We start from the raw sequence: 26,530 nt of genomic DNA, 5'->3' as shown, positions 1-26,530 counted from the left end.
CCCGACGGTTCCTCGGTCTTTAGGACTTTGAGGCGCGGCGTGGTCGACACGCCGAAATCATCAGGCGTCTTCTTGTCGAGCGGCTTCTTCTTCGCCTTCATGATATTCGGCAGCGAGGCATAACGCGGTTCGTTCAAGCGCAGATCCGTGGTGACGACCGCCGGCAGCTTGATCTCGATCGTCTGCAGGCCGCCATCGACTTCGCGGGTCACCTGAGCCTTGCCGTCACCGATCTCGATCTTCGAGGCGAAGGTCGCTTGGGGCATGCCCAGCAGCGCTGCCAGCATCTGGCCGGTCTGGTTGCTGTCGTCATCGATCGCCTGCTTGCCGACGATGATCAGGCCGGGCTGTTCGGCATCGGCCACAGCCTTGAGGATCTTGGCGACAGTGAGCGGCTCGATTTGATCGTCGGTCTCGACCAGGATCGCCCGGTCAGCACCCATGGCAAGTGCGGTGCGCAGCGTCTCCTCGGCCTTGGCTGGACCGATCGAAACGACCACCACTTCCTCGGCCTTGCCGGCTTCCTTCAGCCGCAGCGCCTCTTCCACCGAGATCTCGTCGAACGGGTTCATCGACATCTTCACATTGGCAAGCTCGACACCCGTGCCATCCGGCTTCACCCGGATCTTCACGTTGTAGTCGACAACCCGTTTGACTGGGACGAGTATCTTCATGGGGTCCTTCCTTCAGGAGAAACTGGCTTCAGAGGCTTTTTAGAAAATGCGCGCTTGGGCGCCGCTCCGATTGTCGAATGGCGACATGGATACGCGTTTTTCCTCCAAATTCAACGCTTCCATGACGCCGACAGGCAATTTGCCTCGGCAATATATGGACGTTTACGTTCACGTCAATATTGTCGTCAGCGACGGCCCCAGGGAAATCGCTGTGCCGTCCGCCCGTCCGCGGCGGCTGCGATGGCCGGGCCGGCGCCTGTGTCGTTTCTGACGGCGCGGGGCGTGACGATCTGCCGGTCGAAGAGCGGCACACCAGGTCGGCGTAACACCAGGATCAGGAAAGCCCCGGCCAGGATGCCGCCGACATGCGCCCCCCAGGAAACGTCGCCGTCAGGTGCGATCGCCAGCATGAAGAATTGCTGTCCTATCCACAAAAGCAGCGGCACGAAGGCCGGCAGGGGCAACGGCACACGGAAAAACACCAGCACCCAGACCCTGACGCGTGGATGCAGCAAGACATAGGCGGCAACGACGCCGGAGACCGCCCCCGATGCGCCGACCAGCGGCGCTTCCGAGGTCATGGTCAGCAGGCCGTGGCAAAGCGCGCCGGCGGCGGCGCAAACGAGATAGAAAATCAGGAAGCGCAGATGTCCCATCGCATCCTCGACGTTGTCGCCGAAGACCCAGAGGAAGATCATGTTACCGGCCAGATGCCAGAAGCCGGTGTGGACGAAGGCATAGGTGAGGTAGGTCAGCGGTTCCGGCACGATTTCGAGTCCCTGCGCCAGCATCGCATGGCCGAAGGCAATCGCCGGGATGTAGCCGAGCCCGACGGTCGTCGCCTGGGCTGCCTGTTCGCTCTCCAGGCTGGTCAAAAGCCAGACCGCGATATTCAGCGCGATCAGTGTGAGCGTCACCCACTGAACCTTGATATATTTCAGCGTATTGGCATCGTGAAGTGGTATGAACATAAAGGCCCCCCGGCGATCGTGAACGCGGCAAGCCTATCTGTTTTTTCCCGGAACCCAAAGTACATCCGCATGGCCCTGGTCATTTGCATGACGCGCGGCGACGAAGAGGAAATCGGAGAGGCGGTTGACGTATTTCATCGCCGGCTCGCCGACGATTTCGCCGTCGGTGCGGGTAAGCGCGACCATCAAACGCTCGGCGCGCCGCGCAATCGTGCGGGCAAGATGCATATGGGCGGCAGCCGGGCTGCCGCCTGGCAGGACGAAGGATTTCAGCGGCTCCAGCCCGGCGTTCAGCCGGTCGATATCGTGCTCGACGCGGTCGACCTGCGTCTCGGCGATCCGTAGCGGCTCGTAGGTCGGTGGCTCACCGGTGTCAGGGGTGGCGAGATCGGCGCCGAGATCGAAGAGATCGTTCTGGATCGACATCAGCATGGCGTCGAGTTCAGGCAAGCCGGCCGTGTGCAGCCGCGCCAGGCCGATCGCGGAATTGGCCTCATCGATCGTGCCGTAGGCCTCGACGCGCAGATCGTCTTTTAGCCGGCGCGGGCCGGAAACCAGCCCGGTCGTGCCGTCATCGCCTGTTTTCGTGTAGATTTTGTTGAGCTTGACCATGGTTTCCCCCTTGAAGTCCGGTCAGGTCGGGCGGCCGCCGCCGGTCAGCCAGAGCGTCAGCATGATCAGGACGACGGCGATCGCCTGCAACAGCACACGAAGCTGCATCAGCTTGTTGGAACGGTTGGCATCGCCGCCCTTCATCATGTTGAAGAGACCGCGGATCAGGACGAGGGCGACGACGCCCATGACGATGATTGCGAGGATATAGGTGACCGTGGACATGGCGTTCAGCTTTCTCAGTCAGTCCGTCCAGCGCATCAGGCGGTAGAAGAGGTCTGCCGGAAGCAGCCGCTTCAGGAACATGCCCTGCTTAGCCGGAGTCGTTACAGGATAATGTGGCCTCGGATTTTTCGAGTTCAATGCGTGTTTCAACACGGAATAGACCGCTTCTGGGCCGAGCTTATGGCGGTTGACCGGCCCCGATCCGTCGAGTCTCGCCAGTTGTCTGGTGTAATCGACTGCGTGCGGCGAATTCTCGAGATCGATATGCTCCTTGATCTTGGCGAGCGCATTGGCGGTGAACCGCGTGGCGATCGGTCCCGGCTCGATCAGGCTGACATGGATGCCACTGCCCTGCAGCTCCATGCGCAGGGTGATGCTGAGACCTTCCAGCGCGAATTTGGAAGCGGTGTAGGCGCCGCGAAAGCGATAGGGGACAATGCCGAGGATCGACGAACATTGCACGATCCTCCCCTCTCCGCGTTTGCGCATCAGCGGAATGATCTGCCGCGTCAGCTCGTGCCAGCCGAAGAAATTCGCCTCGAACTGCGCGCGCAGCGTTGCCGTCGATAGATCCTCGACGGCGCCCGGCTGGCCGTAGGCGCCGTTATTGAAGAGCGCGTCGATACGACCGCCGCTGCGTTCCAGAACTGCGCCGACCAGGTCGGAAATCGTCTCGGTCCTGGCATAGTCCATCAGGAAGGCTTCGATGCCTTCCGCTTCCAACCCCTTGAGATCGTCCGGCTTGCGGACCGTCGCGAAGACACGCCAACCATCGGCTTTCAGCGCCCGTGCGCAATGAGCGCCGATACCGGACGAACATCCGGTCACGACGATGGTGCGCTCTCCCGCCATGGAATGATTCCTGTACAAAATGGGACTCGTTTCCCATATTCGGCCAGAGGATACAATCTGGAAAGCCGGAGACGGAATGCTGAAGGTGCTGCGCACGATCTACGACGTGATCTATGACGCGATCTGTCACATGGTCGAGGACGACGGCTTCGCCATGGCAAGTCACGTGGCGCTGTCGAGCCTGCTTGCGGTTTTTCCCTTCCTGATCTTCGGCACGGCGCTTGCAAGCTTCCTCGGCGCCGATCAGTTTTCCTCGACCGCCATCCACCTGATCTTCGACACCTGGCCCGAGGCGATCGCCAAGCCGCTTGCCGACCAGGTGCTGCAGGTGCTGACCATTCCGCGCGGCGGGCTGCTGACGATCTCGGTGCTGGCGGCCGCCTATTTCGCCTCGAACGGTGTCGAGGCGCTGCGCATCTCGCTCAATCGCGCCTACCGGGTGCAGGAAACGCGGCCCTGGTATTTCACGCGTCTCGCCAGCCTGGGCTACGTGCTGATCGCAGTCATCATCTTCACGGCGATCAGCATTCTGCTCGTCGCCCTGCCGCTGGCGCTCGATTATTCCAGGAAGTGGTTTCCGCTGTTTGCCGATACCCTCGATATCGTCTTCAGCTGGCGCATCTATGGCACGCTGGTGGTTCTGACGGTCGGACTGCTGGTCATGCATCTCTGGCTGCCGGCCGGCAAGCGACGGGTCTTCGACGTCATTCCCGGCGTCTTGCTGACGCTGCTTCTCTGGCTCGCCGGCGCGCTGATCTTTGCCTATTATCTCGCGACCTTCGCCAACTATACGGCAACCTATGCCGGTCTCGCCTCTGTCATGATCGTGCTGATCTTCCTCTACATGGTCGGCGTCATCTTCATCATCGGCGCGGAGATCAATGCGGCGCTGATCAAGTTCCGCGTCTTCCGGATGTTCTCCCACACGCTTTCGATCGTCGGCAGAGAGCGTGTCGAAAGGCAATCAGAGCCCGACAAGGCGGCGAACATCCGCCCCTGACATGCCCCGGGCACGCAATTCGCCAAGCCCGCTGTCGCCTTGGCTTTTCGAAAGCTTGCGGCCGTCGGCGTCGAGAACGAGACGATGATGGTGATAGACCGGCTGCGGCAGGCCGAGCAGCACCTGCAACAGCCGGTGCACCGATGTCGCGTGGAAGAGGTCGAGCCCACGCACGACGTGGGTCACGCCCTGCAGCGCATCGTCGATGACCACCGACAGATGATAGCTCGATGGCGCATCCGAGCGCGACAGGATGACGTCGCCCCAGACGTCGGGCTCGGCGGCGATCTCACCTGTCCTGCCGTCGCCGGTTTCCGTCCAGAACAGCAGCTCGCCGATCAGGTCGAGCGCTTTGCGCATATCGAGCCGCCAGGCATGTTTCTTCCCCGAGGTCAGCATGTCCCGCCATTCGTCTGCCGGACGCTCGCGGTCATGTGCGGGATAATGCGGAGTGCCGTCGGGATCCCGCGGCCAGGGTTCACCCGCTGCCTCGTAGGCAGCGATGCGCGCCTTCACCTCGCCGCGCGTCAGAAAGGCCGGATAGACAAGCCCGCGCTCGATCAGCGTGTGCAACGCCGCCTGATATTCGGGGAAATGTTCCGACTGGCGCCGCACCGGGCTTTCCCAACTGATATCAAGCCATTCGAGGTCCCTATGGATGCCGGCCTCGAACTCAGGTGTGCAGCGCGCCTGGTCGATATCCTCGATGCGCAGCAGCAGGCGGCCTTGTTCGGCCTCCGCCATGTCGCGGTTCAGCAGGGCCGAGAGGGCATGTCCGAGATGCAGCGGTCCGTTGGGGCTCGGCGCAAAACGAAAGACGGGTTTTTGACGCTCACTCGTGGTCATGCTTTCTTCTGCCATGGATTCGGCTTTTGAACCACTGCGAGGCAAAGTGCACATCATCCGCAGCGAAGACGATGTCAGGCAGGGGCTCGAAGCGTTGCTTCGTCTCGATCCGCGTCTTGCGCCGATCGTCGCGGAGGCCGGGCCCATTCCACTGCGATTGCGCGAGCCCGGCTTTGCCGGCCTTGCCCATATCATCGTCTCGCAGATGGTGTCGCGCGCCAGCGCCGACGCGATCTGGCGGCGCATGCTGCCGGCGGACGGTTCGCTGACGGCCGAAGGTTACGCACTGCTTCACGCCGAGGCATGGCGCGAATTCGGCCTGTCGCGCGCCAAGGCCGAGACGCTGTCGCGGATCGCCGAAGCGGTCGCCTCCGGCCGTCTCGATCTCTCCGGGCTCTGCCTGAAACCGCCGGGCGAGGCGCTTGGCGAACTGACGGCGTTGAAGGGCGTCGGACCGTGGACGGCAGAGGTCTATCTGATGTTTTGCGGCGGCCATGCCGATGTTTTCCCGGCCGGCGATGTCGCGCTGCAGAATGCCGTCGGGGCGGCATTCGGTCTTGCAGCACGGCCGCAGGCGAAGGCGCTTGCTGAGCTTTCGGAGGTCTGGTCGCCGTGGCGCTCGGTGGCGGCACGACTTTTCTGGGCCTACTACGCCACGAAGATGCGCCGTGACACGGTGCCGATCGGCTGATCGGCAACACTCTTCAAATTGCCTTTATCCTCTGAATTTATTGGACTTCACAATCCTGTAACAACCGGCCTAATATACAGGTGCAGATGCCGAATCGATCAGGAGAGTCCCTTGACGATTGCAGTCTCCCCACAGGCCCTGCCGGCGCTCGTCCTGAACGCTGACTACCGGCCGCTGAGTTATTACCCCTTGTCGTTGTGGTCCTGGCAGGACGCGATCAAGGCGGTATTTCTCGACCGTGTGAATATCATAGCAGAATATGAACATTCGGTTTCTTCGCCGAGCTTTTCGATGCGTCTTCCGAGTGTCGTGTGCCTGAAGACTTACGTTCAGCCGTCCCGCAATCCCGCTTTCACCCGGTTCAACGTGTTCCTGCGCGACCGGTTCGAGTGCCAGTATTGCGGCGCCCATGACGACCTGACCTTCGACCACGTCACCCCGCGCGCCCATGGCGGCGAGACCACCTGGGAAAATGTCGTGGCAGCCTGCTCGCCCTGCAATCTGCGCAAGGGCAGCAAGCTTCCGAAGCAGGCAGGCATGTTCCCGGCGCAGAAGCCCTATCAGCCGACGGTGCAGGATCTGCACAATAACGGCCGGCTGTTCCCGCCGAACTATCTGCATGAAAGCTGGCTCGACTATCTCTACTGGGATACCGAACTGCAGCCCTGATCGAACGGCCTACGCGTTGCGCGCCTTTTCAGACGCGCAACGGACGCTGCAGCGCTTTGAATTGCTGGACAATTTTACGAGGCCGCCTTGCGAACGCCGACAAAGGCGAAGGCGGCGAGCAGGATTCCGGCAATCACGTTCCAGCCCGCAAAAGACAGGCCGAGCACCCGCAGCGCCGCATCGGTGCAGGACGGGCCCTTGATGGTGTTGAGTTCACCAAGCAGATCGCCGGCATTGGTCGTCATGCTGCTTGCCGTCGTCGAGCAGGTGGCCGGACCCGGCCAGAAGTGCCATTCGACGCCGGCGTGATAAACACCCATGCCTGCCGTCACCAGCATCAGCATGCCGGCAGCGAGAATGAGCGCCCGGGTGATCCAGTTCGGCAGGCCGACGAGGTCGGAGATGGCGGCCAGGATTGCGATCGGGATGGCGTAATAATAGGGCTGGCGTTGCAACAGGCAGAGCGCGCAGGGAATATAGCCGCCGATATACTGGAAGCCGAGCGCGGTGCCGACCGCGGCCGCCATGCCGATGGCCAGCAACATGGAATAGATAAAGCCGGGGCGGGCGAGCGGCGAGGAAGTGGCAGTCATGGCGGAACTCCGCGACGTTGGTAGAGCATGAGATGCGAAATCAGATTTCAGGCCTATTCGGCTAAAAATCATTCTCGCCTAGTGAGCGAGATAGCGGTAGGCGGGATATAACACGATCACGGCGGCGGCACCGATACCGACGATCTGGCCGAGCCGCTTTTCGATGAAATCACGGATCGGCTCGCCGTAGCGGCGCAACAGCCAGGCGAGGAAGAGGAAACGCGCGCCGCGCGCGACGATCGCCGAGACGATGAAAAGCCCCAGATTGACGTGGATGACGCCGGACAGGATGGTGACGATCTTGATCGGCGGCAGATGCGCAAGACCCGAGGTGACGAGCAGCAGCAGGATCCACTCGTAGGTGACATAGGCCTTCATCTGCTCGAAGGCTTCGAACTTGCCGTAGAATTCCAGGATCGGCCGCGCCACCGTCTCATAGGCGTAATAGCCGAGCGCCCAGCCGGCGATGCCGCCGAGCACGGAGGCGACGGTTGCAATCAACGCATAGCGATAGGAGCGTTCCGGCCTGGCAAGCGCCATCGGCAGAAAGAGTACATCGGCGGGGACGAGAAAGACGGAGCTTTCGACGAAGGCGATGACGGCGAGCCAGACTTCAGCCGATTTGCGCGAGGCCAAAGACATGGTCCAGTCGTAAAGTCTGCGGAGCATTCCGTTTCCTTCCTGTTGCAGTGCAAAAGAGCTTTAGGGGCCGTGCGCGGCGCTGTAAATGCTCGCCCGTGTCCTTCCTGCCACCGCCGTCCAAAAATTTTCGTGATGCGGGGTATCGGCGCCTCTCCCAAGATTTCACGGGATTGCGAATCGGCCATTCTACGGCAAGCTAGTTTGGGTCGACGTGCAGGGTGGCAAGAGAATGTTCAAAGTGATTGAAGGCGGCCGTGGGCAGGCGGCGCAAATGGATGACTGGTCCGAAGAGCGGCGCGGACCAAGCAAAGACGACGTGCGCCGGGAGGCTGCGCGGCGGATCAGCGAGAGCGGTTATCGTCTGTCCCGCATCCGGGAATTCGCGACCGGCGTGCCGATGCTGGCATCTCTTAAATACTTGTCGCTGCAGATCGATTTCGCAGCCGAGACATTGTCGCGGCTCGATCCGATCCCGGAGGATTTCCGCTCCGATGGCTATTGGCCGGCGGGCTGAAGCAATGACGGTAGCGTGATTGCCGCTGAAATGCGGTGGTATTTGCGTCAGGACAGGTCCATCGACTTTTCCCATTGCTGACGCAGGACGTTCATTTCCGTTCGCTTCTGGGCCATTTCGCTAACCGCGGCGCGCAGATGTGGATGGTGCGACATGAACATATTGAAGTCGCGCCGTTCGAGCACCTCGAACTGGCAGAAGTCGACGGCGATGACGTCGGCTGTGCGCCGTCCGCCGGTCAGTAGCGCCATTTCTCCGAAAAAGGCGCCTGGCTCCAGGCGGATCGCGCCACTGGCGAGCCGCACTTCCACCGCGCCGGAGGAGATGAAATACATGCTATCGCCCCGGTCGCCGCGGCGGATGACGCGTTCGCCGGGCGGTGCGGATTTCGCCTTGAAGAGCAGCAGCAGCTCCTCCTGCGCGTCCTCGTCGACCTCGGAGAACAGCGGGAACGTCTCGATCAGCTGCTGCATCTTCAGTTGATGCTGGCGCTCGCGCTCTTCGCCGAGCGCCCTGATCTTTTCCAGTTCTTTGCCGAGCGCCTTCTGCCTGCTCCTGCCGTAGCTTTCCCAGAGGGAGGGCCATTTCGAATGGATGTATTTCTTAAGGCCGTCGGTCGCGAAGATCACGATTGGGTTGAGCGTGATCGACAGGATCGCGGCAGCCAGGATCAGATCCTGGCCCTCATGCGGCAGGAGCCCGAGTGAGACGCCGAGCCCGGCGAGGATGAAGGAAAACTCGCCGATCTGGGCAAGGCCGCCGGCCAATGTCAGCCCCATGCTGATCGGATATCTGAGCAGGATGACGATGAGGAAGGTGATGATGCCCTTGCCCAGGATCACGAGCGCCAGTGCGCCGATCACGGCCAGCGGCTGGCGCACCAGGATCGAGGGATCGAAAAGCATGCCGACGGAGACGAAGAACAGCACGGAGAAGGCATTCTGCAACGGCAGCGAGTCGGCCGCCGCCCTGTGGCTGAGCTGGGATTCGCTCATGACAACACCGGCGAAAAATGCGCCGAGCGCAAAGGAGACGCCGAAGATCGCCGCCGAACCGAAGGCGATGCCGAGTGCGATCGCCAGCACCGTCAGCGTAAAGAGTTCGCGCGAGCCGGTGCGGGCGATCATCGTCAGCAGCCAGGGCACAATACGAGGGCCGAGGAAGATCGCCATGGCGGCKAAAGCCGCCACCTTCAGCAGCGTCAGCCCGATCGTCAGCATCAGTGGCAGGTCGCCGAGGCCGTGATTGGTCGTATCGGCGGCGTTACCACCCAGTAGCTCTGCCAGCGCCGGCAGCAGCACCAGCGCCAGCACCATCACCAGATCCTCGACGATCAGCCAGCCGACGGCGACGCGTCCGCTTGCCGCGTTGACGAGATTGCGCTCCTCCAGCGCCTTCAGGAGCACGACGGTGCTCGCCACCGAGAGGCTGAGGCCGAGGACGATGCCGGCGCCGAGGCTCCAGCCCCAGAGTTTGCAAAGGCCGATGCCCAACAGGGTGGCGAGGATAATCCGCCCGATTGCGCCAGGCACGGCGATGCCGCGCACGGCAAGCAGGTCGGAGGCGGAAAAATGCAGGCCGACGCCAAACATCAGAAGAATGACGCCCATCTCGGCGAGCTGGCTGGCAAGGGCGGTATCGGCGACAAAGCCCGGCGTGAACGGTCCCATCAGGATGCCCGCCATCAGGTAACCGACGAGTGGCGGCAACCGAAGCCGGTCGGCGGCATAGCCCAGGACCGCCGCGAAAACGAAACTGACGGCGACCGTCGCGATAAGTCCTACTTCCTGGTGCACGTCCGCCCTCTCTGGTAATAGCGGCGGCCACTTTGGACGAAGCGCAAGCAAAATTAAACAGTTGATTTGGATGACCGGCTACTGTTCGGGGCCCTTCGCTCTCATTTTGGCGGGTAGGATAGAATAATGCTGCAATTCCAAATGTTAAAGCGTCCTTCTCAGGTATAAAAAGATGCGTTGCGTTGTAGGCACGGCCCTCTTTCGTAGCGCGGTGGGGCCGTCACCGATGTTGGAACCACTTGTGTCTTGCCTCGTTGCCCTTTCATCAAGAAAGGAGAACGACATGCGAAAGATGATCTTGAACTGTACTGTGGCGGCCCTTGCCGTCTGCTCGTGTGCTGCGCCTGTTCTTGCCGACAGCGTCTATGTCAGGGAGCGTTCCTATGACGACGGCTATCGTCACGAGCGGGTACGACCCGGTATCACCATCAGCGAGCGTGGCGTCACTTTCGGTGCCGTGCGCGAACGTGAGCACCGCCGCTATCGCGATAACGGCTGCGAAACCAGGAGCGTCACCCGACAGACCGACGAAGGCGAGGTCACCAAGACGGTCCGGCGCTGCAATTAACGAAAAAATGTGCGATAAGGACGAAGCCCCGTTCCGACGAGCCGGGTTTTCGCCTTTTGTGGCACGAATATTTCAATGCAGTGGTGAAAGTCGTCTGTCGGTGTTATGAGCACGCCTTTGGTAACAGCGCGTTCCCAGCGCAAGCACCGCCCGCACAGGATCTTTTAGTATGATTGAGCTTACGCCGTCCCAGATCGCCGCACTTAAACTCGCCAGGGATGGAGACCTTTATCCTCAGCCAGCCAATAAATGGACGCACGAGAACGCGACGGTGACTTATGCAAAAACTGACCGGTGGAAAGAGCGGCCTCAGAAAATAAAATCGGTCACTGCCAAGACGCTGGGCGAGTTGAAGGAGCCGGGTTTTCTGGAGCGGCGGCATCTGGATGACGACGCAACAAAAGACGTCTACGGCATCACGATGGCCGGCAAGATGTGGCTGCTGAAAAACAAGTAAGCTCCGCTTAGGCGCTGAGTATTTTCACAAGCCTCCCAGCCTAACGGGATATGACGGCCTCATATCCGACTTTTCGGGAGAGACTTGAGATCGCCGCCAAAGCGACCTTGGCCAATAATTCTATCGGGTACGGGCGGCGGTCGAGGCGGTGATGCAGTGTCGTCTTTCGCTAGCGCGCGGCCGCGCCCATCATCCCGCCCAAGCCATCACAGCATCTTTGGTTCGGAATTATGCGACTTCACGCGCCTGCTCGCAAAGCCATGCGCAGAGCTGCCGCGTCGCCTGGCGCGCGTCATTGGAGCGGATGAGCGCAAAATGCCAGGCTGGCCCGCTCAGCACGTAGGGGAACGGCGCGATCAACCGGCCCTCGGGCAAAAGCGGCCGAAACAGCGACGGCGACAACAGCGCCACACCCACGCCTGCCAGCGCCGCATTGGCATCCAACTCGTGCGTGGGGTAATCGACCGCCAAAAAGCGCAAACCCTGCGGGGTCGCGCATTGAGCCTCCTTAAACCATTGCTGCCAATCAGGGTGCGGCAAAAGCGCGAAGTCAGCCAGCGCCTCCGGCGCGGCAAGTTTCCGCGTTCCAAGCAGGGAAGGCGACAGCATCGGCGTCACCTCTACGGGAGCGAGCCGATATTCTTCCAGCCCGGCCCATCCGCCGCGACCCGTCCTTATGGCGACGTCGAATGCGCCCGGATCACGTATTTCCGCAGAGACGTCGACCTCGATGACGGAAGCTTCTGGCGCAGGATAGCGCGCCAGACGCGGTGCAAGCCAGCGTGACGCAAAGGTCGGCGGCGCCGTGAGCCTGAGTGGCGGCGTCGCCGCCTGAAATTCTGCGAGCGCGTCACCGATCCCGGTTAATGCCTCCCGGACCCGATTTGCCAGAACGGAGGCGGCGGCCGTCGGGACCACTCGCCGACCGGCGCGCGTAAATAGCGGCTGACCGAGCTCAGCCTCCAGAGTGCGAATACGAAGGCTGACCGCCGCCGGTGTCAGAAACAAGCGATCGGCTGCGCGCGCGAAGCTGCCGGCTGAGACACAGGCTTCCAATACGCGCAGAGACTCTAAGGACGGTCGCATGATCAGCTTCCCTTCACGATCAATTTATCTTGCGGTGACGACAAGCAAAGCGCGTTTTGAAGGCGGAACGCTCTGGTGCAATTTGGAGGTAGCCAAGAATAGGAGATCTACTGTGTCCCTGCAATCTCAGCACCTGTTTACACTCTTCATCGCGCTTCATCCGACGCTGGAGCTTGGGCAGACGCCAGCCGGCGGCCGGCGCATTTTTCCTGTCTCGGGCGGATATTTCCAAGGGGAGCGCCTGAAAGGAGAAGTATCGCCGCTGATCGGATCGGATCTCCTGCTCGCTCGTGCCGACGGCACATTTCATCAAGATGTCCGGCTCCTCCTCGTCGCCGACGACGGGGGGCTCGTCCTCAAGACTTATCGCGGCATAAGGCGTGCGTCACAGGCCGTCGACGAGCGTTTGGCGCGCGGCGAGACGGTCGACGCTTCCGAATATTATCTGCGCACGACACCGTATTTCGAGACCGCGGCGCCTGCTCACGCTTGGCTTAACAGCATTGTCGCGGTCGCAACGGGCGGCAGGTGTCCGGGCGGTGTCGAATACGAAGTCTTTGAAGTTCTGTGACCACGATATTGTTCTCGCCGCTCTCTCACATTACGGGCGGGGCTCGTCCACGCGAGACGACGCAGTCCGCTTGCGTTGCTTGAACTATCCGACAAAGAGCTTGAAGATTTTGGTGGTGCCCCATGCCGATGTGCCATGGGGCAATTATTTCAAGTGTTTGCGAGATTGTGAGACAATCTAAGCATCTACCAAATTGTTATGTTTTTCGCGCTGATGGTCTCACATAACGCCGTGTCTTCGGTGATAAGACAGTCCTGTTCGGCCCTGCCTTGCCGAAGTGCAGAGACTGTCGCTATCGACGCCATCTTTGGGGGCGCCAGGAAAGGCGGTTTCTTGTAAGTCCCCGAGACCGAAGCGCCGGATGGAGCTAACGATGACATTGATTGCAAGTTTTAAATGGAGACAGATGTACTTTGCGTTCGGGGACGCCTTGATTACAACCTCGAAAAGGATCAACGAAGATACTCCGATACCAACGCAGAACCTCCCCAATGAGACGGAGCAAATGGATGGGATCGGTATTTGGGTCGCGGGGCTAACAAGGAAGATTTTCACAATAGGCCCTTATCTTGTCTTCGGGTGGAGCGGGCCGATGGCAAATTTTAAAAATGCCCTCCGATATCTATACGCATCCGCGCTCGATAAGCCTGTATCGGTGGCGGATTTGCAGGCTATTTGCAAACGAGCGGGACTTCCGCGCGATCAGGCTTCAGCTTGGTTCATCGACGCGTTTACGCGTGATCGAGGGTTGGTGGAAATCAGCCACAACCTCCAGAAAATTGCGCAGGAGAAGGACGGCGCGATTTTGGTCGGCGGCTCGGGAGCTAAGTCATTCCGAGAGAGGCTAGATATAGACACCGCCCCGGAGATAAATGGTGTATCCCTGTTCGAACGCACACTGGTCGCTCAAGCTCGTTACCTGCTCGAACAACATCGTCAAGGCCACCATCTCGACCAAGGATTTGGCGGCGCATTCGAATTCATTACATGTGAGAGTGGCTACTTTGCGAGTTTTGATCGTCTGCTAATCGTTTTTCGTGACTATTGGGATGCTGAGGCGGAAAGCGACGCCATCAAGAATGCTGAAAATGTTTCCCGTGTCGGCGACACTTGCAGCAAAATTGACGCCGCCTACTATATGACCCATGTCGACGACCAGCTAATAGTCTGCCGGTGGTTTCCCGGCTCATACAAAATATTTGCAGTGCCTCGCCCCTTTTCAGACGATGGTCGGGCGTTAGCTGGCGCCTCACGGTTTGGTGTAGATCATGTCATCGAGGTGTTGTCGCACCATAGCGGCAAATCGTCCACAGTGTTACAGCCGCGGCCGGACGAATACAATTTCGAAGTACTCGCGAACGGCGCTCGACTGACCCTGCCAATGTCGCTCACGGTAGACCTAGAAAACGCGCTTCGCAAACACCTAGCTGAGAAAACCAGGTAGGTTCATCGCCTCGTCTTCCCGTGGTATCAGGCTTGCCGCTTTTATTAGGCCCGGAGGGCGTGAGAAATGTCTTGAAAATCAGATGGCTACCGAACCGGTTAGCCACCAAACCTATCGCATCCATCACAATCGGTATGTTGAGCCCAAACTTGTTAAAAGGGAAATTCGCCGGAAGCCTTATTCAGCCTCGGCCTCATAGGAGCGCTTCATAAACTGTAGACTTTCAATGACCCTTGCCAGCAGCCCGACAACGTCCACGATTGCGTGTTCAATCTCGTGGAAACTCGCCTCAAAACGATCAGGGTAGATTGGGTCCGCAATTTCCCCGTCGAGGTAGCCAAGATGGAGCCGAAGTGCTGGAATGACGATTCCATTTGCCCTAGTCAGTTGATCGAGGTAGCGGGTCGTAATTCCATCAAAAAGCGTAACGCCGAGCAGAAACTGCACTCGCGTCAACACGGACGTTATTTCTTCAAAACAGCCGAAGTACCGTCTGCCTACCACCGTTACCCACTGGAAGTCGGTCATTTCTCCCGCCTCTATCTCGTTTCGGGCGTTATTGAAGGCTTTGAACTGAGCGTGGATGTGCTGCAAGTCTGCGATTTGTGGATGCAGCGCCCGCTCCATTCTCAGTTGGTCAGGACTACGCTGGAGCTTTACGAGTTGGCGATGCCGTTCAGCGCTCGCGCTATCTGTTCTCTCCATGACGCGAATGGTTTCTTCCATCTTCGCAATGGTCAATGCTGCGGCGCCAACTGCCGCGAGACCAGATATCAGCGTCTGAAACTGGTAGATCCACGCCTGCCAAACCGGAAACACCAACATCGCGAGCAACGCGAAGATCGCGGCGCCGATGCCGGCTGCTTTCACATATAACCCCATAAGAATCGCCCCCGACGCTTTTCGACGGGAGTCATCGCATGAGTAGCTCGATCGCTGCAATGCATGCCGCCAAAAGGCACCTCGGCCTCGCGCAGTTGCATGACATCACCTTCTCTGAAGCCGGTCCCCAGCTGACCAAGAGGTAAAGCTGGTGATGGAGACGGTGCCCCGTATTCATTGAATGCCATTGAAATCAAGAGCCGGAGCAATTCGAGATGATGCGTAGTCGCGCTATAAGGAAGGCTGGGCTCGCGTTCGTGTCAACACGCTGGCAAGCGACTGCGCGAGGGCGCGGCTAAACACCTCGCGACCTCGCTCATTGAGGTGTGTGTCTTGCGCGAAAAGCTGTCTGCCCATCACCGGCGGCGTATCGACGATATTGGCGACAGGAATGCCGAGGATGCCTGCCAGCTCGGCGGTCGCTTTCCCTCTGTCCCCTGCCTCCCCACCTTCAGGAATCGGGGAAAGCACAAGATAAACTCTGCTCCTGTCGATGTGAGACAATTCTTCGACGAGCGGCAGCAGAGAGGAGCGATATGCTGCGGAGAGCCGATAGGGCACAGGCGCGGGGGCACGCACTCCAGCGCTGGGATCGAGCAATGATCCCGTCTGCCTCAGTTCAGAAACCAACTGGCGAGGCGTCTTGTACTTGTCGCTGAACGCCCCCTGAAGGCGTGTACCGGCGGAACCTTCCAAATCAAGAACACCGTCCTTATTCTCAGCGCTTGCCGTCGCGAAATCATCCCACGTCGTCACCACAGCCGCTCGGCCGAGTTGGGCAGGGTGGACCATATAGACAATCGTCTGGGGCAGAACACGTCGTTCCCTCAGCACCCGCAAAGCCGTAGCGTCCGCGAATGGTCCGGCGCTACCGAACATGCAGTACGATGCGACGTCGGTCCTCAGCTCAGTCGACACAATCGGCGAATAGACACCTGTCAGGCATGAGCTATCGCCGAAGAAGCCTACGGCCGGCGACGGTGACAGGGCGGCTCTCCTGATTTGCTCTCGGATAATATATCGCTCCGCGGTCCATTCGCGGACTGCAGCATTCGCCGTCCAGGCGTAGACGCCTGAGAATAAGACGGTGGCGAAGGCGGCGCACATACCACCCTTCATCAGCGGCACTGGGGACCACCGGCGGGCCGGGATCTCAACAAACCTCCACGTGACATAGGAGAGGGCAAAGACGCCTGCGACAAGGGCCAAGAGCATGGCGCCGGCCGGCTCTTCCCCCGTAGTGCCGCGATAAACGACGATGACGGGCCAATGCCAAAGGTAGAGCGAGTAGGAAATGAGGCCGATTGACCGGATAGGACGCAGGGACAGAAGCTCGTCGATGCGACCACGGGTGCTGAGAGGAAAGACGATCGCGGCGCCGGCGGCGCAAGGCGCGAGAGCATAGATACCCGGGAACGGAAGCGTGTCATCGTAAACACCGACGCATACGATTAGCGCCAGAAGGCCTGCTCCCCTCAGCAGGTCAGCAATATTTCTGGAAATGTTCACCGGCTGGACCGGTGCCAACATGGCGCCGATGAGAAGCTCCCATACCCTGTACTGGGGAAGATAAAACGCCTCACTCGGGGTTGAGGCCGTGGCATGAAGACACAGCGCGAAGCTGAATGCTGCGAGGCCAATCGTGAAGAGCACGATATACGCAGGCTTCCTGAGTAAACCGTAGGCCACCGCCAGCGTGAAAGGCCATACAAGATAGAACTGCTCCTCGACCGCCAGAGACCAGAAATGCAGGAGCGGCTGTGACGAAGCCTCAGTGGCAAAATACCCAGATCCCGCCAAGAAGTAGAAATTTGCCAGGGACGCCGCTGCAAAGAACGCACTCTCTAGCGTTACTTGGCGATCGATAACCGAAGGAAATGCGACTGCAACCAGGCTTGCCACACAAATCACGACAAGCGCGATCGGGACGATCCTCTTGATGCGGCGAACATAAAAATCGAGGGAAAAAGTTCCAGTCCGCATCTCGTGCAGGATGATTGAAGTTATGAGATAGCCGGAAATAACGAAGAAGACGTCGACGCCGACGAAGCCGCCCCGCGCAGCAGAAACGCCGTAGTGATAGAGGATCACAGAGACAACTGAAATTGCGCGGAGGCCATCGATTTCAGGACGATAGTCCAGACCGAAACGGTTTCCGGAAGTCCCTGATGGCGGTGTCCGCTCTAGCATGAAAGGGTGTCCAAAGTGGTTAGCTCAAGGGCCTATACCACACCTTCTACGCCTGACATGCCCCTTACCGGCAGGCCCCAAAGGATTTCTGATCAAGTGCGGCGGCCATTTTCGTTATTGACTCGCCTCGTCATGAGAACATATTAGCAACATAGCTCGGGCGGGAGCATCCACGAAACTGCGGCATGGTGAAGTTTACATCATGGCAAGAAGAAATCCGCTTATGCGCCCCGCGCCCGGCTGCACTCTCGACGATATCCCGGAATGGATCGCCATTATCGGCGCGTGCCCTCATGTGTGCGGGGCGACCGGATCTTTAAATCGCGCCTGATCCGCAGGCAGCACGCCGGGAGCGCAGAACGAGGTCAAGCGCGCGATCTCAGCGATGTTCTCATGGGCCATCGACAACGACCTCGCCGAGACAAACCCAACCGCGAAGATCAAGTTGCTCTATTCCGGTGACGGCTTCCACACATGGACCGTGCCGGAGGTTCGCCAATATGAGGCAGAGCATCCTGCAGGATCGAGAGCCCGCCTTGCGATGCACCTTGCGCTCTACACCGGCCTTCGTCTCAATAGCCTGGCGATCGTCGGTCGACAGCACTTTCGCGATGGGCAGCTAACCATTCGGCCGGAAAAGACGAAAAAGAGCAGCGGCGTTGTTATCGATATCCCGGTGCTCGCCGAACTGCAGAAGACGATCGACGAAAGCGAGACGGGAAACCTCACCTCCCTGATCACCGAATTCGGCAAGCCGTTCGCTACCAACGGCCTAGGAAACAAGATGCGCGATTGGTGCGACCAGGCGGGACTCTTCCACTGCACCACCCATGGCCTACGCAAGGCCGACGCCACGATCGCCGCCGAAAACGGCGCGACGGACGAGGAGCTGATGGCGATTTTCGGCTGGACGACGAAGAGCCAGACGACGGTCTACACCAAAAAAAAGCCCGCCGCAAAAGATCGCAGCAGGCGCAATTCGGAAGCTAATCCCGGAACAAAATTAGCACAAATTTGTCCCACGCTTTCGGAGGTTGAAAAACGTGGGGCAAAAAGGCCGAAAATTCACAATGAAAACAACGACGATTTAAGAGAGTGGTGCCCCATGCCGGAGTCGAACCAGCACTTCTTTCGAAACTCGATTTTGAGTCGAGCGCGTCTACCAATTCCGCCAATGGGGCAACGGATACGAACGGGCGGCTGTCTAACATGCGAGCGCCCGGACGCGCAAGACGGGCAAGCGAAGTTATCGGACTGATCCGGTAGAGAGATCCGGCATCGCTTCGAGGCCGGATCCTGTCTGATATCAATGGGCGGCGGCCGGTGCCGGGTTGCTCAGACCGGACTTCTTCAGCGTGATCGCCAGGATCGAGGCCAGTAGGCAAAAGGCGCCCGCGACGAAGAAAGCCGGCAGGTAGCTCGAAAGCTCGGTGCGCGAGAGGCCGGCGCCATAGGCGGCGGTGGCGGCTCCCAGCTGATGTCCGGCAAAGACCCAGCCGAAGACGAGGCCAGTCTTTTCGCGGCCGAAGCGGTCGGCGGCGATCTTGACGGTCGGCGGCACGGTGGCAATCCAGTCGAGGCCGTAAAAGACGGCGAAGATGGAGAGGCCGTAAAAGCTGAAATCACTGAAGGGCAGGTAGAGCAGCGACAGGCCGCGCAGGCCGTAATACCAGAAGAGCAGCCAACGATTGTCGAATCGGTCGGACAGCCAGCCGGAACCGATGGTGCCGAAGAAATCGAAGATGCCCATGACGGCCAGCACACTGGCGGCAGCCACCGGTACGATGCCGAAATCGCCGCAGAGGGTGACGAAATGGGTCTGGATCAGGCCGTTGGTGCTGAGACCGCAAATGAAGAAGGTGGCAAAGAGGATCCAGAAGGTCGAGGTCTTCGAGATTTCCTTGAGGACAGTGATCGGCGTCATCAACGCGGCGCCGAGGGAGGTGCTTGCCGGTGGCGGCGTCACCTGCGTCTCACCGAAGGAGGGCAGGTTGAGGTCGGCGGGGCGGTCGCGCATGAAGGCAAGCACGGCAAGGGCTGCGACCATGATCATGGCGCAGACGAAAAACACCGTCGAGCGCCAGCCGTAGCGTTCCGTCAGCTCCGCCATCAGTGGCAGAAAGACGAGCTGGCCGGTGGCCGAGCTTGCCGAGAGCATGCCGACGACGAGGCCGCGATGCTTGGTGAACCAGCGGCTGGAGACCGTTGCGGCGAGCACCATGGCCGTCAATCCCGTACCGAAACCGACGACAATGCCCCAGAGCAATAGCAACTGCCACAGCGTCGTCATGAACAGCGAACCGACGAAGCCCGCGCCGATCAGCGCCAGTGCGAAGACAATGACCTTGCGCACGCCGAAATAATTCATGAAGGCGGCGGCGAACGGACCCATGAAACCGAAAAGGATCAGGCGGATCGCAAGGGCCGAGGAAATCTGCGAGGTCTCCCAGCCGAACTCATCCTGCAGCGGCTTGATGAGAACGCCGGGTGCGCCCATGGCGCCGGCGGTGACCAGCATGGTGAGAAAGGTCGCGGCAACGACGACCCAGCCGTAATGGATGTTGCGCCGGGCAAGGGTGGAGGCGAGGGCTGTGGAAACCATGGGCAAGATTCCGTTTGAATTCAGGTTCGAGAAGATACTGGATCGATTTACATGATGGTCATCATATTTCTTGCGTATTGATGATGGACGTCATATATTTTGTCAAGCGACTATTTCTGGAGACGATAATGCGGGTCAGCCGCGAAAAATTTGCCGAAAACCGCGAAAAGATCCTGAGCGTTGCCGGCGTGCTTTTCCGAGAAAACGGTTTCGACGGGGTCGGCGTTGCCGACATCATGAAAGCGGCGGGTCTGACGCATGGCGGCTTCTATGGTCATTTCGATTCAAAGGACGACCTGGCGCTGGAGGTCAGCCGCAAGCTGATCGACAGGGTCGAAACGCGCTGGAAGGAACATATCGCCGAATCGCCGGACCGACCGCTGGAAGCGCTTCTCGACCATTACATCCACTGGCGCACGGTTGACGATCCGGGCGGCAGCTGCGTCTTCGCAACGCTGATCCAGGAGGTGAGCCGCAGCCGCGGCGCGGTCCGTGCGGTCTTTAGCGATGGCCTGTCCGTGCTGGTCGATACACTCGTTGATATCGTTCCCGGCGAAACGGAAGAGGAGCGCCGCGCCAATGCCACGACGACGCTCTCGTCGATGATGGGTGCTGTCATTCTTGCCCGCGCGGTCGAGGACAGGGCGCTTGCCGAGCAGTTTTTGGTGACGATGCGCCGTCAGCTCGATCCCGGCAGTAGGACATAATCTCAGTCGCGGAAGCCGTGGTTTCGCTCTCCCCCTCCAGGCGGAGAGGAAGAGAATCCGCCTTGCATATGCCTGAGGACCGAGAAGCCAGCGACTATTTGAAGCCGGCGATGGCGTGCGGGATGTAGGGTGCTTCCAGGGCCGCGATTTCCTCGGCGGTGAGCTTGACCGAGAGTGAGGCAACCGCGTCTCTGAGGTGGTTCGGTTTGGACGCACCGATGATCGGGGCGGTCACCGCACTCTTCTGCAGGATCCAGGCGGTTGCGACCTGGGCGCGGGAGATGTTGCGGGCCTTGGCGATTTCGGCCACGGCTCCGACGATCTTGCGGTCGGCATCGATGGACTGCGTGTAGAGCGTCTTGCCGAATTCGTCGGTTTCGCTGCGTGCCGTCGTCTCGTCCCAATCGCGGGTCAGACGGCCGCGGGCAAGCGGGCTCCAGGGGATGACGGCGATTTTCTGATCCTCGCAAAGCGGCAGCATTTCGCGCTCTTCCTCACGGTAGAGCAGGTTCAGGTGGTCCTGCATGCTGACGAATTCGGTCCAGCCGTTCAGCCTGGAGACGTAAAGCGCCTTGGCGAATTGCCAAGCATACATCGAGGAGGCGCCGATATAACGCGCCTTGCCCGATTTGACGACGTCGTGCAGCGCTTCCAGCGTTTCCTCGATCGGCGTCGTGTAGTCGAAGCGGTGGATCTGGTAGAGATCGACATAGTCGGTGCCGAGACGACGCAGGCTATTGTCGATCTCGTCGAAGATCGCCTTGCGCGACAGGCCGGCGCCGTTCGGGCCCGGCCGCATGCGGTTGAACACCTTGGTCGCCAGCACGATGTCCTCGCGCTTGGCGAAGTCTTTTATGGCGCGACCGACGATCTCCTCCGAAGAACCGTTGGAATAGGTGTTTGCGGTGTCGAGGAAATTGATGCCGAGGTCGATCGCCTGCTTGATCATCGTCCGGCTTTCTTCTTCCCGCAGGCTCCATGGATGATTGCCGCGGCCGGGATCGCCGAATGTCATGCAGCCCAAGCAGATTTTCGACACTTCGAGACCGGTCTTCCCAAATTTTGCGTATTCCATGAAACGACTCCGTGATGAATTCGATGACCCCAGGCTGGCTTCCATGATTTAGCGCGAGATGGCTAAAGTCGCAGGGGCGGCAAATGAAGAATTTATGCTGCGTGCGCACAATGATCCGTGATCGGCTTTTGAAGCCGCGCTCATCACTGCCGCTTCTGGCTTCGGCTTGCACATCCCAGCTGCAAGGTGTTAGCTGATGCAGCATTTTACCGGAATCCGACCATGCAACTGCCGTCCCACGATCGCTACGACGATCTTTATCGCGATTTCTCCTGGCGGATTCCGGAGGATTTCAATATCGGCCGCGCCGTCAGCGACGACTGGGCCGCGAGAGATCCCGAGCGCGTCTGCCTTGAGCATTTCAGCCCCGACGGCGATCATCTTTCGCTGACTTATGGTGAGCTTGCCGGTGCCTCTTCCATGTTCGCCAATGCGCTGGCTTCGCTCGGCATTAAGCGAGGCGACCGCGTCGCCCTGCTGATGCCCCAGTCCTTCGAGACCGTGGTCGTTCATGTTGCGATCTACAAGATGGGCGCAATCGCCTTGCCGCTGGCGCTGCTCTTCGGCGTCGAGGCGCTCGAATACAGGCTGAGGACCTCAGGTGCAGCGGCAATCGTCACCAATGATTTCGGCCTCGATCGCATCCGGCAAATTCGCGATCGGCTGCCGGAGCTTCGGCATGTGATCAGCCTCGATAATGCCCACGATGCTCTCTCCTTTGCCGATCTGATCGTGTCATACGAGCCCTTCTTCAAGGGAGAAAAGACGTCTCCCGACGATCCGGCTCTGATGATTTTCACCTCGGGAACGACGGGGCCGCCCAAGGGCGCGCTGCATGGTCATCGCGTTCTGCCCGGCCATATTCCCGGTATGCAGTTTGCCCATGAGGGCTTTCCGAAAGTGGGCGACAAGGTCTGGACGCCGTCCGACTGGGCCTGGGCCGGCGGGTTGCTCAATGCGCTGCTGCCGAGCCTTCTGCTCGGCGTTCCCGTCGTCTCGTCGCCAGCGCAGAAATTCGATGCCGACATGGCCTATCGCATCATGGCGGAGATGAAAGTGCGCAATGCCTTCATTCCGCCGACGGCGCTGAGGTTGATGAGATCCGTTTCCGATCCGCGCTCGAAATACGATCTGGTGCTGCGCACCATCGGCTCGGCCGGGGAGGCGCTCGGCCGCGAGACTTATGAGTGGGCGCGGGGTACGCTCGACATCACCGTCAACGAATTCTACGGCCAGACGGAGTGCAATTTCGTGCTCGCGTCGAGCGCTGCCTATGGCGTCACCAAGGCGGGCGCCATCGGACGGGCGGTGCCCGGACATCGCGTCGCGATCGTCAGCGAGACGGGCGACGAGCTGCCCGTCGGCGAACCGGGCCAGATCGCCATCGCCAGTCCCGATCCGGTGATGTTCCTCGGCTACTGGGACGATGCGGCGGCGACGAAACGAAAATTCGCCAAGGGCTGGCTGCTCACCGGCGATATCGGCCGGCAGGACGCCGAGGGCTATGTTACCTTCGAAGGCCGCGACGACGACGTCATCACCTCATCGGGATATCGCATCGGCCCGGCCGAGATCGAGGACTGTCTGATCGGCCATCCCGCCGTGCAGCTTGCCGCCGCCGTCGGCAAGCCCGATACCGTGCGCACCGAAATCGTCAAGGCCTATATCGTGCTTTCACCAGGCCATCACCCAAGCGAGGCGCTGGCCGCCGACATAAGGGAGTGGGTGAAGACGCGGCTTTCGATGCACGAATATCCCCGCGAGGTGGAATTCATCGATGCCTTGCCGCTGACGACCACCGGCAAGGTGATCCGCCGGCTGTTGCGGGAGAGGGCGGCCAGCGAGCGATAGAGCATTTCCGGACGCAAAACCGCTAAAGCGCGTCGCAATCTTTCAGATTCGCCCCTCGCGCTTTAGGTCTTTGTTTTTACGCATGTCGTTATCGCAAAACCGCGCACACTTTCGCGCGACATGCTTTAGGCACTTCTGCTGGAATTGATTTAGCCCCGCCCGGCGAGCGACATGATCTTCTCGCGCAGCATCTTCGCCATGTTGCGGGTGCTGCGGTACATGTGGAGCTGGGCTGAGACCTGGCGCATGTCGCGGTCGCTGTTCTGCGTCAGGCCGATCACCAGCGTTCCCATCTCCTCGCGCTCCTGCCAGAAGCGGCTCATGATCGGATGATCCGAGACGGCGCAGGAATCGGAGCGGACGATGTTGGCATCGTCGAGATGCCATTCGGTGAGTTCGTTCATCAGCAGCTTGCCCGGCGAATAGCGGGCATAGTTTTCATCGTAGGCGGTCTTCCAGGTATAGGCCTCGCCGCCCATCATCAGCACGACGATGGCGGCAATCGCCTTGCCGTTGAGATCGATCGTGTGAATACGCACGGCATCGACGGCGGCAAGGTTCGACACCGCCTCACGGGCGAAGGCCGTATGATAACGATCGGTGACGAGAGCGCTTCGCCGCTTGCCCTTCCAGCCGCCGGCTTCCATTGCCAGGAATTCCTCGAAGCGGATATGGATTTCGCGCGGCTGGCGGGCGACGGCATAGACCGCTGTTCCCAACTCCTCCAGCAGGCGCCACTGGCGGCGCATCTCGCGCATATGCGAGGAGGAGATGGTTTTGCCGAGATAGACCGGCGCCTCATCCTCGCTCTGCAGCATCGGGCGCTCGTGAGGATTGGTGACGGTGACTGGAAGATTGCGGCTGAGCGCCACGGCCTTGACCATGCGCACGAAGATACCGTTCAGCCGCAGATCCGGCAGAACCAATATGCCGGGCAGATTGAGATCGCGAGCGGTCAGCCCCTCGAAAAGATTGTCGAGGGTCTCGGCTGCATCCTCGCCATCGACAAGCGGCGTGCCGAGCGGACCGAAGCTGTTCGACCAGCCGCGGATGATCGACGGGCCGACGGCGAAGCCCGGCTTGTCGACCGAAAACGGCAAGAGGAACCGCATGCGGCTGCGGCCGGCATTGTGATCGCGGATCAGGGCGAAGTTCACCTGCCGATCTTCGAGCCGTGGCATGGCGGGGGCGAGGAAGCGGCCGGAGAAAAAGACGTTCGGTTCCATCGCCCGGTTGGAGAGGAAATCGAGCTCATCCTGGAGCTCATAGCCGAGCTTTCCGGGGTAGAGGCAGAGCTCGCGGCCCGGTCGGCCGATCTCGGCGCGAGCCTCGGCCTGCGGCGCTTCGAAATTCAGCGCGGCGAGATCATGCAACATGCGGTTCGCGGTGCTGTCGGTGCTTTCGGTAACGGGGGGAACACGCACCATCTATCGAACTCTCATTTCTGGCGTTGCAGCGGAGGGGCTGGCGAAGGCGAAAAGGACGATGCCGAGCGTGCGGCGCACGGCGACATGCAGCAGGATCGCCTCGACGGCCATGGCCGAGGCCGTGGCGATCGCCGTGCCCTCGATGCCGTAATGCGGGATCAAAGCGAGGTTGAGGCTGACATTGGCCGTCAGTGCGCCGGCATAGAGCGCGACGCAGAGGTTCTGCTTGCCTGCCATCATCAGCAGCGTTTCGGCCGGGCCGACCAGCGACTTGGCGAGGATGCCGGCGAGCAGGATCGCCATCACCAGATAACCTGACGTAAAGGCGCCGCCGAAGAGCGACAGCAGCAAATGACCGGCTGCAAGCACGACAAGACCGACCCCGAGCGCCGGCCAGAAGGTCCAGCGGGCGGCGTCGATGGCAGCGCTTGCGAGCTGAGCATGGTCGCCTTCGGCGATAATCGAGGAAAAGCGCGGGCCGGAGGCTGCCTTGACCGAGAAATTGATGAAATGCACCAGTGCCATCGTCTTGGCGGCGGCGAAGTAGATGGCGACGTCGTGCGGCTCGAGGAAGATGCCGACGACGACGACGTCGGAATTGGTCAGCAGGAAGCTCACGCCCTCGATCAGGAAAATCGGAAAGGCGACGCTGAACCAGGCGATGAAATCGACCTTGCGCGGGCCTTCGTCATAATGCCGGCGCAGGCGGTAGAGCGTTGCGGCATACTGGCCGAGGGCGGTGACGAAGGTGGCGACGAGTGCTGCCTGCATCGCGGTGACGGCCGTGTGCTCGGCGCCGATGGCAATCGCGATCAGCATGAAAAGGATGATGAGGATCGGGCGGACGATATAGACCGGGCTCAGCGCCATCACCGGCCAGTGGTTCGCCCGTGACGTGCCTTCCAAAATGTCGCCGAGCGCGATCATCGGCATGGCGAGCAGGCCGATGAAGATCGGGACGAGATAATAGACCTGGATCTTATCGCCGAAGAAATGCAGGCCGAGCATGCCAGCGGCGAGCACCGCCGTGCCGGAAAGCAGCGCAAAGATGCGCGCGGTGCCGGTCAGCCCGCGGATTTCCTCGAAAGCGCCCGCTGCCCTGTATTGCGGCAGGAAGCGGATGATCGCGGTGTGGAAACCGAGGCATGAGAGATCGCCGAAGACGACGACCAGCACCCAGACGAAAACGAAGATGCCATATTCATATTCGCCCATCAGCCGGGCGAGCACGATCTGGGAGACGAAGGCGAGTGCGGCGCTGAGGATACGAATCGAAAAGGCCGTCAGCGCCATGCGCTGGGCGGCCGCCTTTTCACCGCGTTCGGTGAGCACGGCAGCAAGCATGCGCAGCGTGCGGCCGCCGATCGGGCGCAGGCCCGCGGGCAGCATCTTCTCCGCTGTTTCTATGACCGCCATGATGAACACGCAAAACTCTAAAGGTCAGGCAAATCGTCCCGGAAGTCTTGACAGAACAGGGTTAAGAAACGGTTCTGGTTTGGGGTTGCCGTCGGACGCTGAAATTCCGGTTTTCCGGCGTTGCCGCAGAAAAGAAAATGCCGCCCGGAGGCGGCATATTCGCGGATCT

26 protein-coding genes, 1 tRNA gene and 1 pseudogene are annotated in these 26,530 nt (G+C 60.2%); 11 read left to right on the top strand and 17 right to left on the bottom strand.

The genetic code is table 11. From position 1 onward, the window contains the following. From AC1D2N_RS32875 to AC1D2N_RS32855, 5 genes are all read right to left on the bottom strand, one after another. A partial coding sequence (locus tag AC1D2N_RS32875; protein WP_477982764.1) for an electron transfer flavoprotein subunit beta/FixA family protein occupies positions 1-674 on the bottom strand: 674 nt, incomplete at its 3' end. 185 nt (positions 675-859) lie between these two features. After that, positions 860-1,645 (bottom strand): rhomboid family intramembrane serine protease, encoded by a 786-nt coding sequence (locus AC1D2N_RS32870; RefSeq protein ID WP_130653169.1) that lies wholly within the window; start codon positions 1,643-1,645, stop codon positions 860-862. A 33-nt stretch (positions 1,646-1,678) separates the two neighbouring features. Continuing rightward, complete coding sequence (locus AC1D2N_RS32865) at positions 1,679-2,257, bottom strand: cob(I)yrinic acid a,c-diamide adenosyltransferase (protein WP_130653168.1); 579 nt, start codon at positions 2,255-2,257, stop codon at positions 1,679-1,681. A 21-nt stretch (positions 2,258-2,278) separates the two neighbouring features. Continuing rightward, the gene (locus AC1D2N_RS32860) at positions 2,279-2,482 is read right to left on the bottom strand and encodes a twin transmembrane helix small protein (RefSeq protein WP_018243774.1); all 204 of its coding nucleotides are present in this window, start codon (positions 2,480-2,482) and stop codon (positions 2,279-2,281) included. Positions 2,483-2,500: 18 nt separating this feature from the next. Beyond that, a complete protein-coding gene (locus AC1D2N_RS32855) occupies positions 2,501-3,334 on the bottom strand; it encodes an SDR family oxidoreductase (RefSeq protein ID WP_130653167.1) in 834 nt (277 codons plus the stop codon). Positions 3,335-3,410: 76 nt separating this feature from the next. Between AC1D2N_RS32855 and AC1D2N_RS32850 the strand changes: the two genes are divergently transcribed. Beyond that, on the top strand, positions 3,411-4,334 hold the full coding sequence (locus tag AC1D2N_RS32850) for a YihY/virulence factor BrkB family protein (protein ID WP_018243772.1): 924 nt from the start codon (positions 3,411-3,413) through the stop codon (positions 4,332-4,334). Here the strand turns inward: AC1D2N_RS32850 and gluQRS are convergent. Beyond that, positions 4,299-5,180, bottom strand: coding sequence for a tRNA glutamyl-Q(34) synthetase GluQRS (gene gluQRS / locus AC1D2N_RS32845; RefSeq protein ID WP_130653166.1), 882 nt, complete (start codon positions 5,178-5,180; stop codon positions 4,299-4,301). The two genes, AC1D2N_RS32850 and gluQRS, sit on opposite strands and share 36 nt — an antisense overlap. Here gluQRS and AC1D2N_RS32840 point away from each other — a divergent pair. Both AC1D2N_RS32840 and AC1D2N_RS32835 read left to right on the top strand, forming a co-directional pair. Then, positions 5,179-5,871 (top strand): DNA-3-methyladenine glycosylase family protein, encoded by a 693-nt coding sequence (locus AC1D2N_RS32840; protein WP_130653574.1) that lies wholly within the window; start codon positions 5,179-5,181, stop codon positions 5,869-5,871. The two genes, gluQRS and AC1D2N_RS32840, sit on opposite strands and share 2 nt — an antisense overlap. 111 nt (positions 5,872-5,982) lie before the next feature. After that, positions 5,983-6,540: an HNH endonuclease gene (locus tag AC1D2N_RS32835; RefSeq protein WP_011653702.1), complete on the top strand. Its 558-nt coding sequence runs from the start codon at positions 5,983-5,985 to the stop codon at positions 6,538-6,540. 74 nt (positions 6,541-6,614) lie between these two features. Here the strand turns inward: AC1D2N_RS32835 and AC1D2N_RS32830 are convergent, their stop codons facing one another. Beyond that, entirely contained in the window at positions 6,615-7,133 is a 519-nt protein-coding gene (locus AC1D2N_RS32830; protein WP_130653165.1) for a disulfide bond formation protein B, read from the bottom strand. Positions 7,134-7,211: 78 nt separating this feature from the next. Continuing rightward, on the bottom strand, positions 7,212-7,802 hold the full coding sequence (locus AC1D2N_RS32825; protein WP_018243768.1) for a YqaA family protein: 591 nt from the start codon (positions 7,800-7,802) through the stop codon (positions 7,212-7,214). Between the two features lie 202 nt (positions 7,803-8,004). Here AC1D2N_RS32825 and AC1D2N_RS32820 point away from each other — a divergent pair, with 202 nt between their 5' ends. Continuing rightward, complete coding sequence (locus AC1D2N_RS32820; protein ID WP_130653164.1) at positions 8,005-8,289, top strand: hypothetical protein; 285 nt, start codon at positions 8,005-8,007, stop codon at positions 8,287-8,289. A 47-nt stretch (positions 8,290-8,336) separates the two neighbouring features. On the opposite strand, the gene AC1D2N_RS32815 is transcribed toward AC1D2N_RS32820, so the two are convergent. Beyond that, positions 8,337-10,085: a cation:proton antiporter domain-containing protein gene (locus AC1D2N_RS32815; RefSeq protein ID WP_477982759.1), complete on the bottom strand. Its 1,749-nt coding sequence runs from the start codon at positions 10,083-10,085 to the stop codon at positions 8,337-8,339. A gap of 283 nt (positions 10,086-10,368) precedes the next feature. On the opposite strand from AC1D2N_RS32815, the gene AC1D2N_RS32810 reads away from it, so the two are divergent. Together AC1D2N_RS32810 and AC1D2N_RS32805 are read left to right on the top strand one after the other, a co-directional pair. After that, positions 10,369-10,653, top strand: a complete 285-nt coding sequence (locus AC1D2N_RS32810; RefSeq protein ID WP_130653163.1) for a hypothetical protein — start codon at positions 10,369-10,371, stop codon at positions 10,651-10,653. A 169-nt stretch (positions 10,654-10,822) separates the two neighbouring features. Further along, entirely contained in the window at positions 10,823-11,110 is a 288-nt protein-coding gene (locus tag AC1D2N_RS32805; RefSeq protein ID WP_012759154.1) for a hypothetical protein, read from the top strand. Positions 11,111-11,338: 228 nt separating this feature from the next. On the opposite strand, the gene AC1D2N_RS32800 is transcribed toward AC1D2N_RS32805, so the two are convergent. Next, on the bottom strand, positions 11,339-12,196 hold the full coding sequence (locus AC1D2N_RS32800; protein ID WP_130653162.1) for a LysR family transcriptional regulator: 858 nt from the start codon (positions 12,194-12,196) through the stop codon (positions 11,339-11,341). Positions 12,197-12,308: 112 nt separating this feature from the next. Here AC1D2N_RS32800 and AC1D2N_RS32795 point away from each other — a divergent pair, with 112 nt between their 5' ends. Together AC1D2N_RS32795 and AC1D2N_RS32790 are read left to right on the top strand one after the other, a co-directional pair. After that, positions 12,309-12,767, top strand: a complete 459-nt coding sequence (locus AC1D2N_RS32795) for a DUF3237 domain-containing protein (protein ID WP_130653573.1) — start codon at positions 12,309-12,311, stop codon at positions 12,765-12,767. A 373-nt stretch (positions 12,768-13,140) separates the two neighbouring features. Continuing rightward, positions 13,141-14,211 (top strand): hypothetical protein, encoded by a 1,071-nt coding sequence (locus AC1D2N_RS32790; RefSeq protein ID WP_130653161.1) that lies wholly within the window; start codon positions 13,141-13,143, stop codon positions 14,209-14,211. A gap of 177 nt (positions 14,212-14,388) precedes the next feature. Here AC1D2N_RS32790 and AC1D2N_RS32785 read toward each other — a convergent pair whose 3' ends face one another. Together AC1D2N_RS32785 and AC1D2N_RS32780 are read right to left on the bottom strand one after the other, a co-directional pair. Further along, entirely contained in the window at positions 14,389-15,081 is a 693-nt protein-coding gene (locus AC1D2N_RS32785) for a hypothetical protein (protein WP_130653160.1), read from the bottom strand. 243 nt (positions 15,082-15,324) lie between these two features. Further along, a complete protein-coding gene (locus tag AC1D2N_RS32780) occupies positions 15,325-17,283 on the bottom strand; it encodes an acyltransferase family protein (protein ID WP_130653159.1) in 1,959 nt (652 codons plus the stop codon). A gap of 385 nt (positions 17,284-17,668) precedes the next feature. On the opposite strand from AC1D2N_RS32780, the pseudogene AC1D2N_RS32775 reads away from it, so the two are divergent. After that, positions 17,669-18,220 (top strand): annotated as a pseudogene (locus AC1D2N_RS32775) (site-specific integrase); the annotation flags it as partial. Between the two features lie 159 nt (positions 18,221-18,379). Here the strand turns inward: AC1D2N_RS32775 and AC1D2N_RS32770 are convergent. Both AC1D2N_RS32770 and AC1D2N_RS32765 read right to left on the bottom strand, forming a co-directional pair. Then, positions 18,380-18,464: transfer RNA gene (locus tag AC1D2N_RS32770), tRNA-Leu, on the bottom strand. Between the two features lie 125 nt (positions 18,465-18,589). Continuing rightward, positions 18,590-19,885, bottom strand: coding sequence for an MFS transporter (locus AC1D2N_RS32765; RefSeq protein WP_018243762.1), 1,296 nt, complete (start codon positions 19,883-19,885; stop codon positions 18,590-18,592). Between the two features lie 128 nt (positions 19,886-20,013). Between AC1D2N_RS32765 and AC1D2N_RS32760 the strand changes: the two genes are divergently transcribed. Continuing rightward, the gene (locus AC1D2N_RS32760; protein WP_130653146.1) at positions 20,014-20,592 is read left to right on the top strand and encodes a TetR/AcrR family transcriptional regulator; all 579 of its coding nucleotides are present in this window, start codon (positions 20,014-20,016) and stop codon (positions 20,590-20,592) included. A 94-nt stretch (positions 20,593-20,686) separates the two neighbouring features. Here AC1D2N_RS32760 and AC1D2N_RS32755 read toward each other — a convergent pair whose 3' ends face one another. Further along, positions 20,687-21,667, bottom strand: coding sequence for an aldo/keto reductase (locus tag AC1D2N_RS32755; RefSeq protein WP_130653145.1), 981 nt, complete (start codon positions 21,665-21,667; stop codon positions 20,687-20,689). Between the two features lie 222 nt (positions 21,668-21,889). Here AC1D2N_RS32755 and AC1D2N_RS32750 point away from each other — a divergent pair, with 222 nt between their 5' ends. Then, positions 21,890-23,518, top strand: a complete 1,629-nt coding sequence (locus AC1D2N_RS32750; protein ID WP_130653144.1) for an AMP-binding protein — start codon at positions 21,890-21,892, stop codon at positions 23,516-23,518. A gap of 149 nt (positions 23,519-23,667) precedes the next feature. Here the strand turns inward: AC1D2N_RS32750 and AC1D2N_RS32745 are convergent, their stop codons facing one another. Next, entirely contained in the window at positions 23,668-24,945 is a 1,278-nt protein-coding gene (locus tag AC1D2N_RS32745) for a GNAT family N-acetyltransferase (RefSeq protein ID WP_130653143.1), read from the bottom strand. After that, positions 24,946-26,361: a lipopolysaccharide biosynthesis protein gene (locus tag AC1D2N_RS32740; protein WP_130653142.1), complete on the bottom strand. Its 1,416-nt coding sequence runs from the start codon at positions 26,359-26,361 to the stop codon at positions 24,946-24,948. It lies immediately after the preceding gene. Positions 26,362-26,530: the final 169 nt, after the last annotated feature.

This window comes from Rhizobium sp. P1_B8, from assembly GCF_056406515.1.
This window is presented reverse-complemented; position numbering and strand designations above follow the sequence as displayed.

What these genes read in the sequence shown, in the direction of transcription:
- AC1D2N_RS32870 (WP_130653169.1), bottom strand. Translation starts at nt 1,645, where the DNA reads ATGTTCATACCACTTCACGATGCCAATACGCTGAAATATATCAAGGTT.
- AC1D2N_RS32865 (WP_130653168.1), bottom strand. Translation starts at nt 2,257, where the DNA reads ATGGTCAAGCTCAACAAAATCTACACGAAAACAGGCGATGACGGCACG.
- AC1D2N_RS32860 (WP_018243774.1), bottom strand. Translation starts at nt 2,482, where the DNA reads ATGTCCACGGTCACCTATATCCTCGCAATCATCGTCATGGGCGTCGTC.
- AC1D2N_RS32855 (WP_130653167.1), bottom strand. Translation starts at nt 3,334, where the DNA reads ATGGCGGGAGAGCGCACCATCGTCGTGACCGGATGTTCGTCCGGTATC.
- AC1D2N_RS32850 (WP_018243772.1), top strand. Translation starts at nt 3,411, where the DNA reads ATGCTGAAGGTGCTGCGCACGATCTACGACGTGATCTATGACGCGATC.
- AC1D2N_RS32840 (WP_130653574.1), top strand. Translation starts at nt 5,179, where the DNA reads ATGCTTTCTTCTGCCATGGATTCGGCTTTTGAACCACTGCGAGGCAAA.
- gluQRS (WP_130653166.1), bottom strand. Translation starts at nt 5,180, where the DNA reads ATGACCACGAGTGAGCGTCAAAAACCCGTCTTTCGTTTTGCGCCGAGC.
- AC1D2N_RS32830 (WP_130653165.1), bottom strand. Translation starts at nt 7,133, where the DNA reads ATGACTGCCACTTCCTCGCCGCTCGCCCGCCCCGGCTTTATCTATTCC.
- AC1D2N_RS32825 (WP_018243768.1), bottom strand. Translation starts at nt 7,802, where the DNA reads ATGCTCCGCAGACTTTACGACTGGACCATGTCTTTGGCCTCGCGCAAA.
- AC1D2N_RS32820 (WP_130653164.1), top strand. Translation starts at nt 8,005, where the DNA reads ATGTTCAAAGTGATTGAAGGCGGCCGTGGGCAGGCGGCGCAAATGGAT.
- AC1D2N_RS32810 (WP_130653163.1), top strand. Translation starts at nt 10,369, where the DNA reads ATGCGAAAGATGATCTTGAACTGTACTGTGGCGGCCCTTGCCGTCTGC.
- AC1D2N_RS32805 (WP_012759154.1), top strand. Translation starts at nt 10,823, where the DNA reads ATGATTGAGCTTACGCCGTCCCAGATCGCCGCACTTAAACTCGCCAGG.
- AC1D2N_RS32800 (WP_130653162.1), bottom strand. Translation starts at nt 12,196, where the DNA reads ATGCGACCGTCCTTAGAGTCTCTGCGCGTATTGGAAGCCTGTGTCTCA.
- AC1D2N_RS32790 (WP_130653161.1), top strand. Translation starts at nt 13,141, where the DNA reads ATGACATTGATTGCAAGTTTTAAATGGAGACAGATGTACTTTGCGTTC.
- AC1D2N_RS32780 (WP_130653159.1), bottom strand. Translation starts at nt 17,283, where the DNA reads ATGCTAGAGCGGACACCGCCATCAGGGACTTCCGGAAACCGTTTCGGT.
- AC1D2N_RS32765 (WP_018243762.1), bottom strand. Translation starts at nt 19,885, where the DNA reads ATGGTTTCCACAGCCCTCGCCTCCACCCTTGCCCGGCGCAACATCCAT.
- AC1D2N_RS32760 (WP_130653146.1), top strand. Translation starts at nt 20,014, where the DNA reads ATGCGGGTCAGCCGCGAAAAATTTGCCGAAAACCGCGAAAAGATCCTG.
- AC1D2N_RS32755 (WP_130653145.1), bottom strand. Translation starts at nt 21,667, where the DNA reads ATGGAATACGCAAAATTTGGGAAGACCGGTCTCGAAGTGTCGAAAATC.
- AC1D2N_RS32750 (WP_130653144.1), top strand. Translation starts at nt 21,890, where the DNA reads ATGCAACTGCCGTCCCACGATCGCTACGACGATCTTTATCGCGATTTC.
- AC1D2N_RS32745 (WP_130653143.1), bottom strand. Translation starts at nt 24,945, where the DNA reads ATGGTGCGTGTTCCCCCCGTTACCGAAAGCACCGACAGCACCGCGAAC.
- AC1D2N_RS32740 (WP_130653142.1), bottom strand. Translation starts at nt 26,361, where the DNA reads ATGGCGGTCATAGAAACAGCGGAGAAGATGCTGCCCGCGGGCCTGCGC.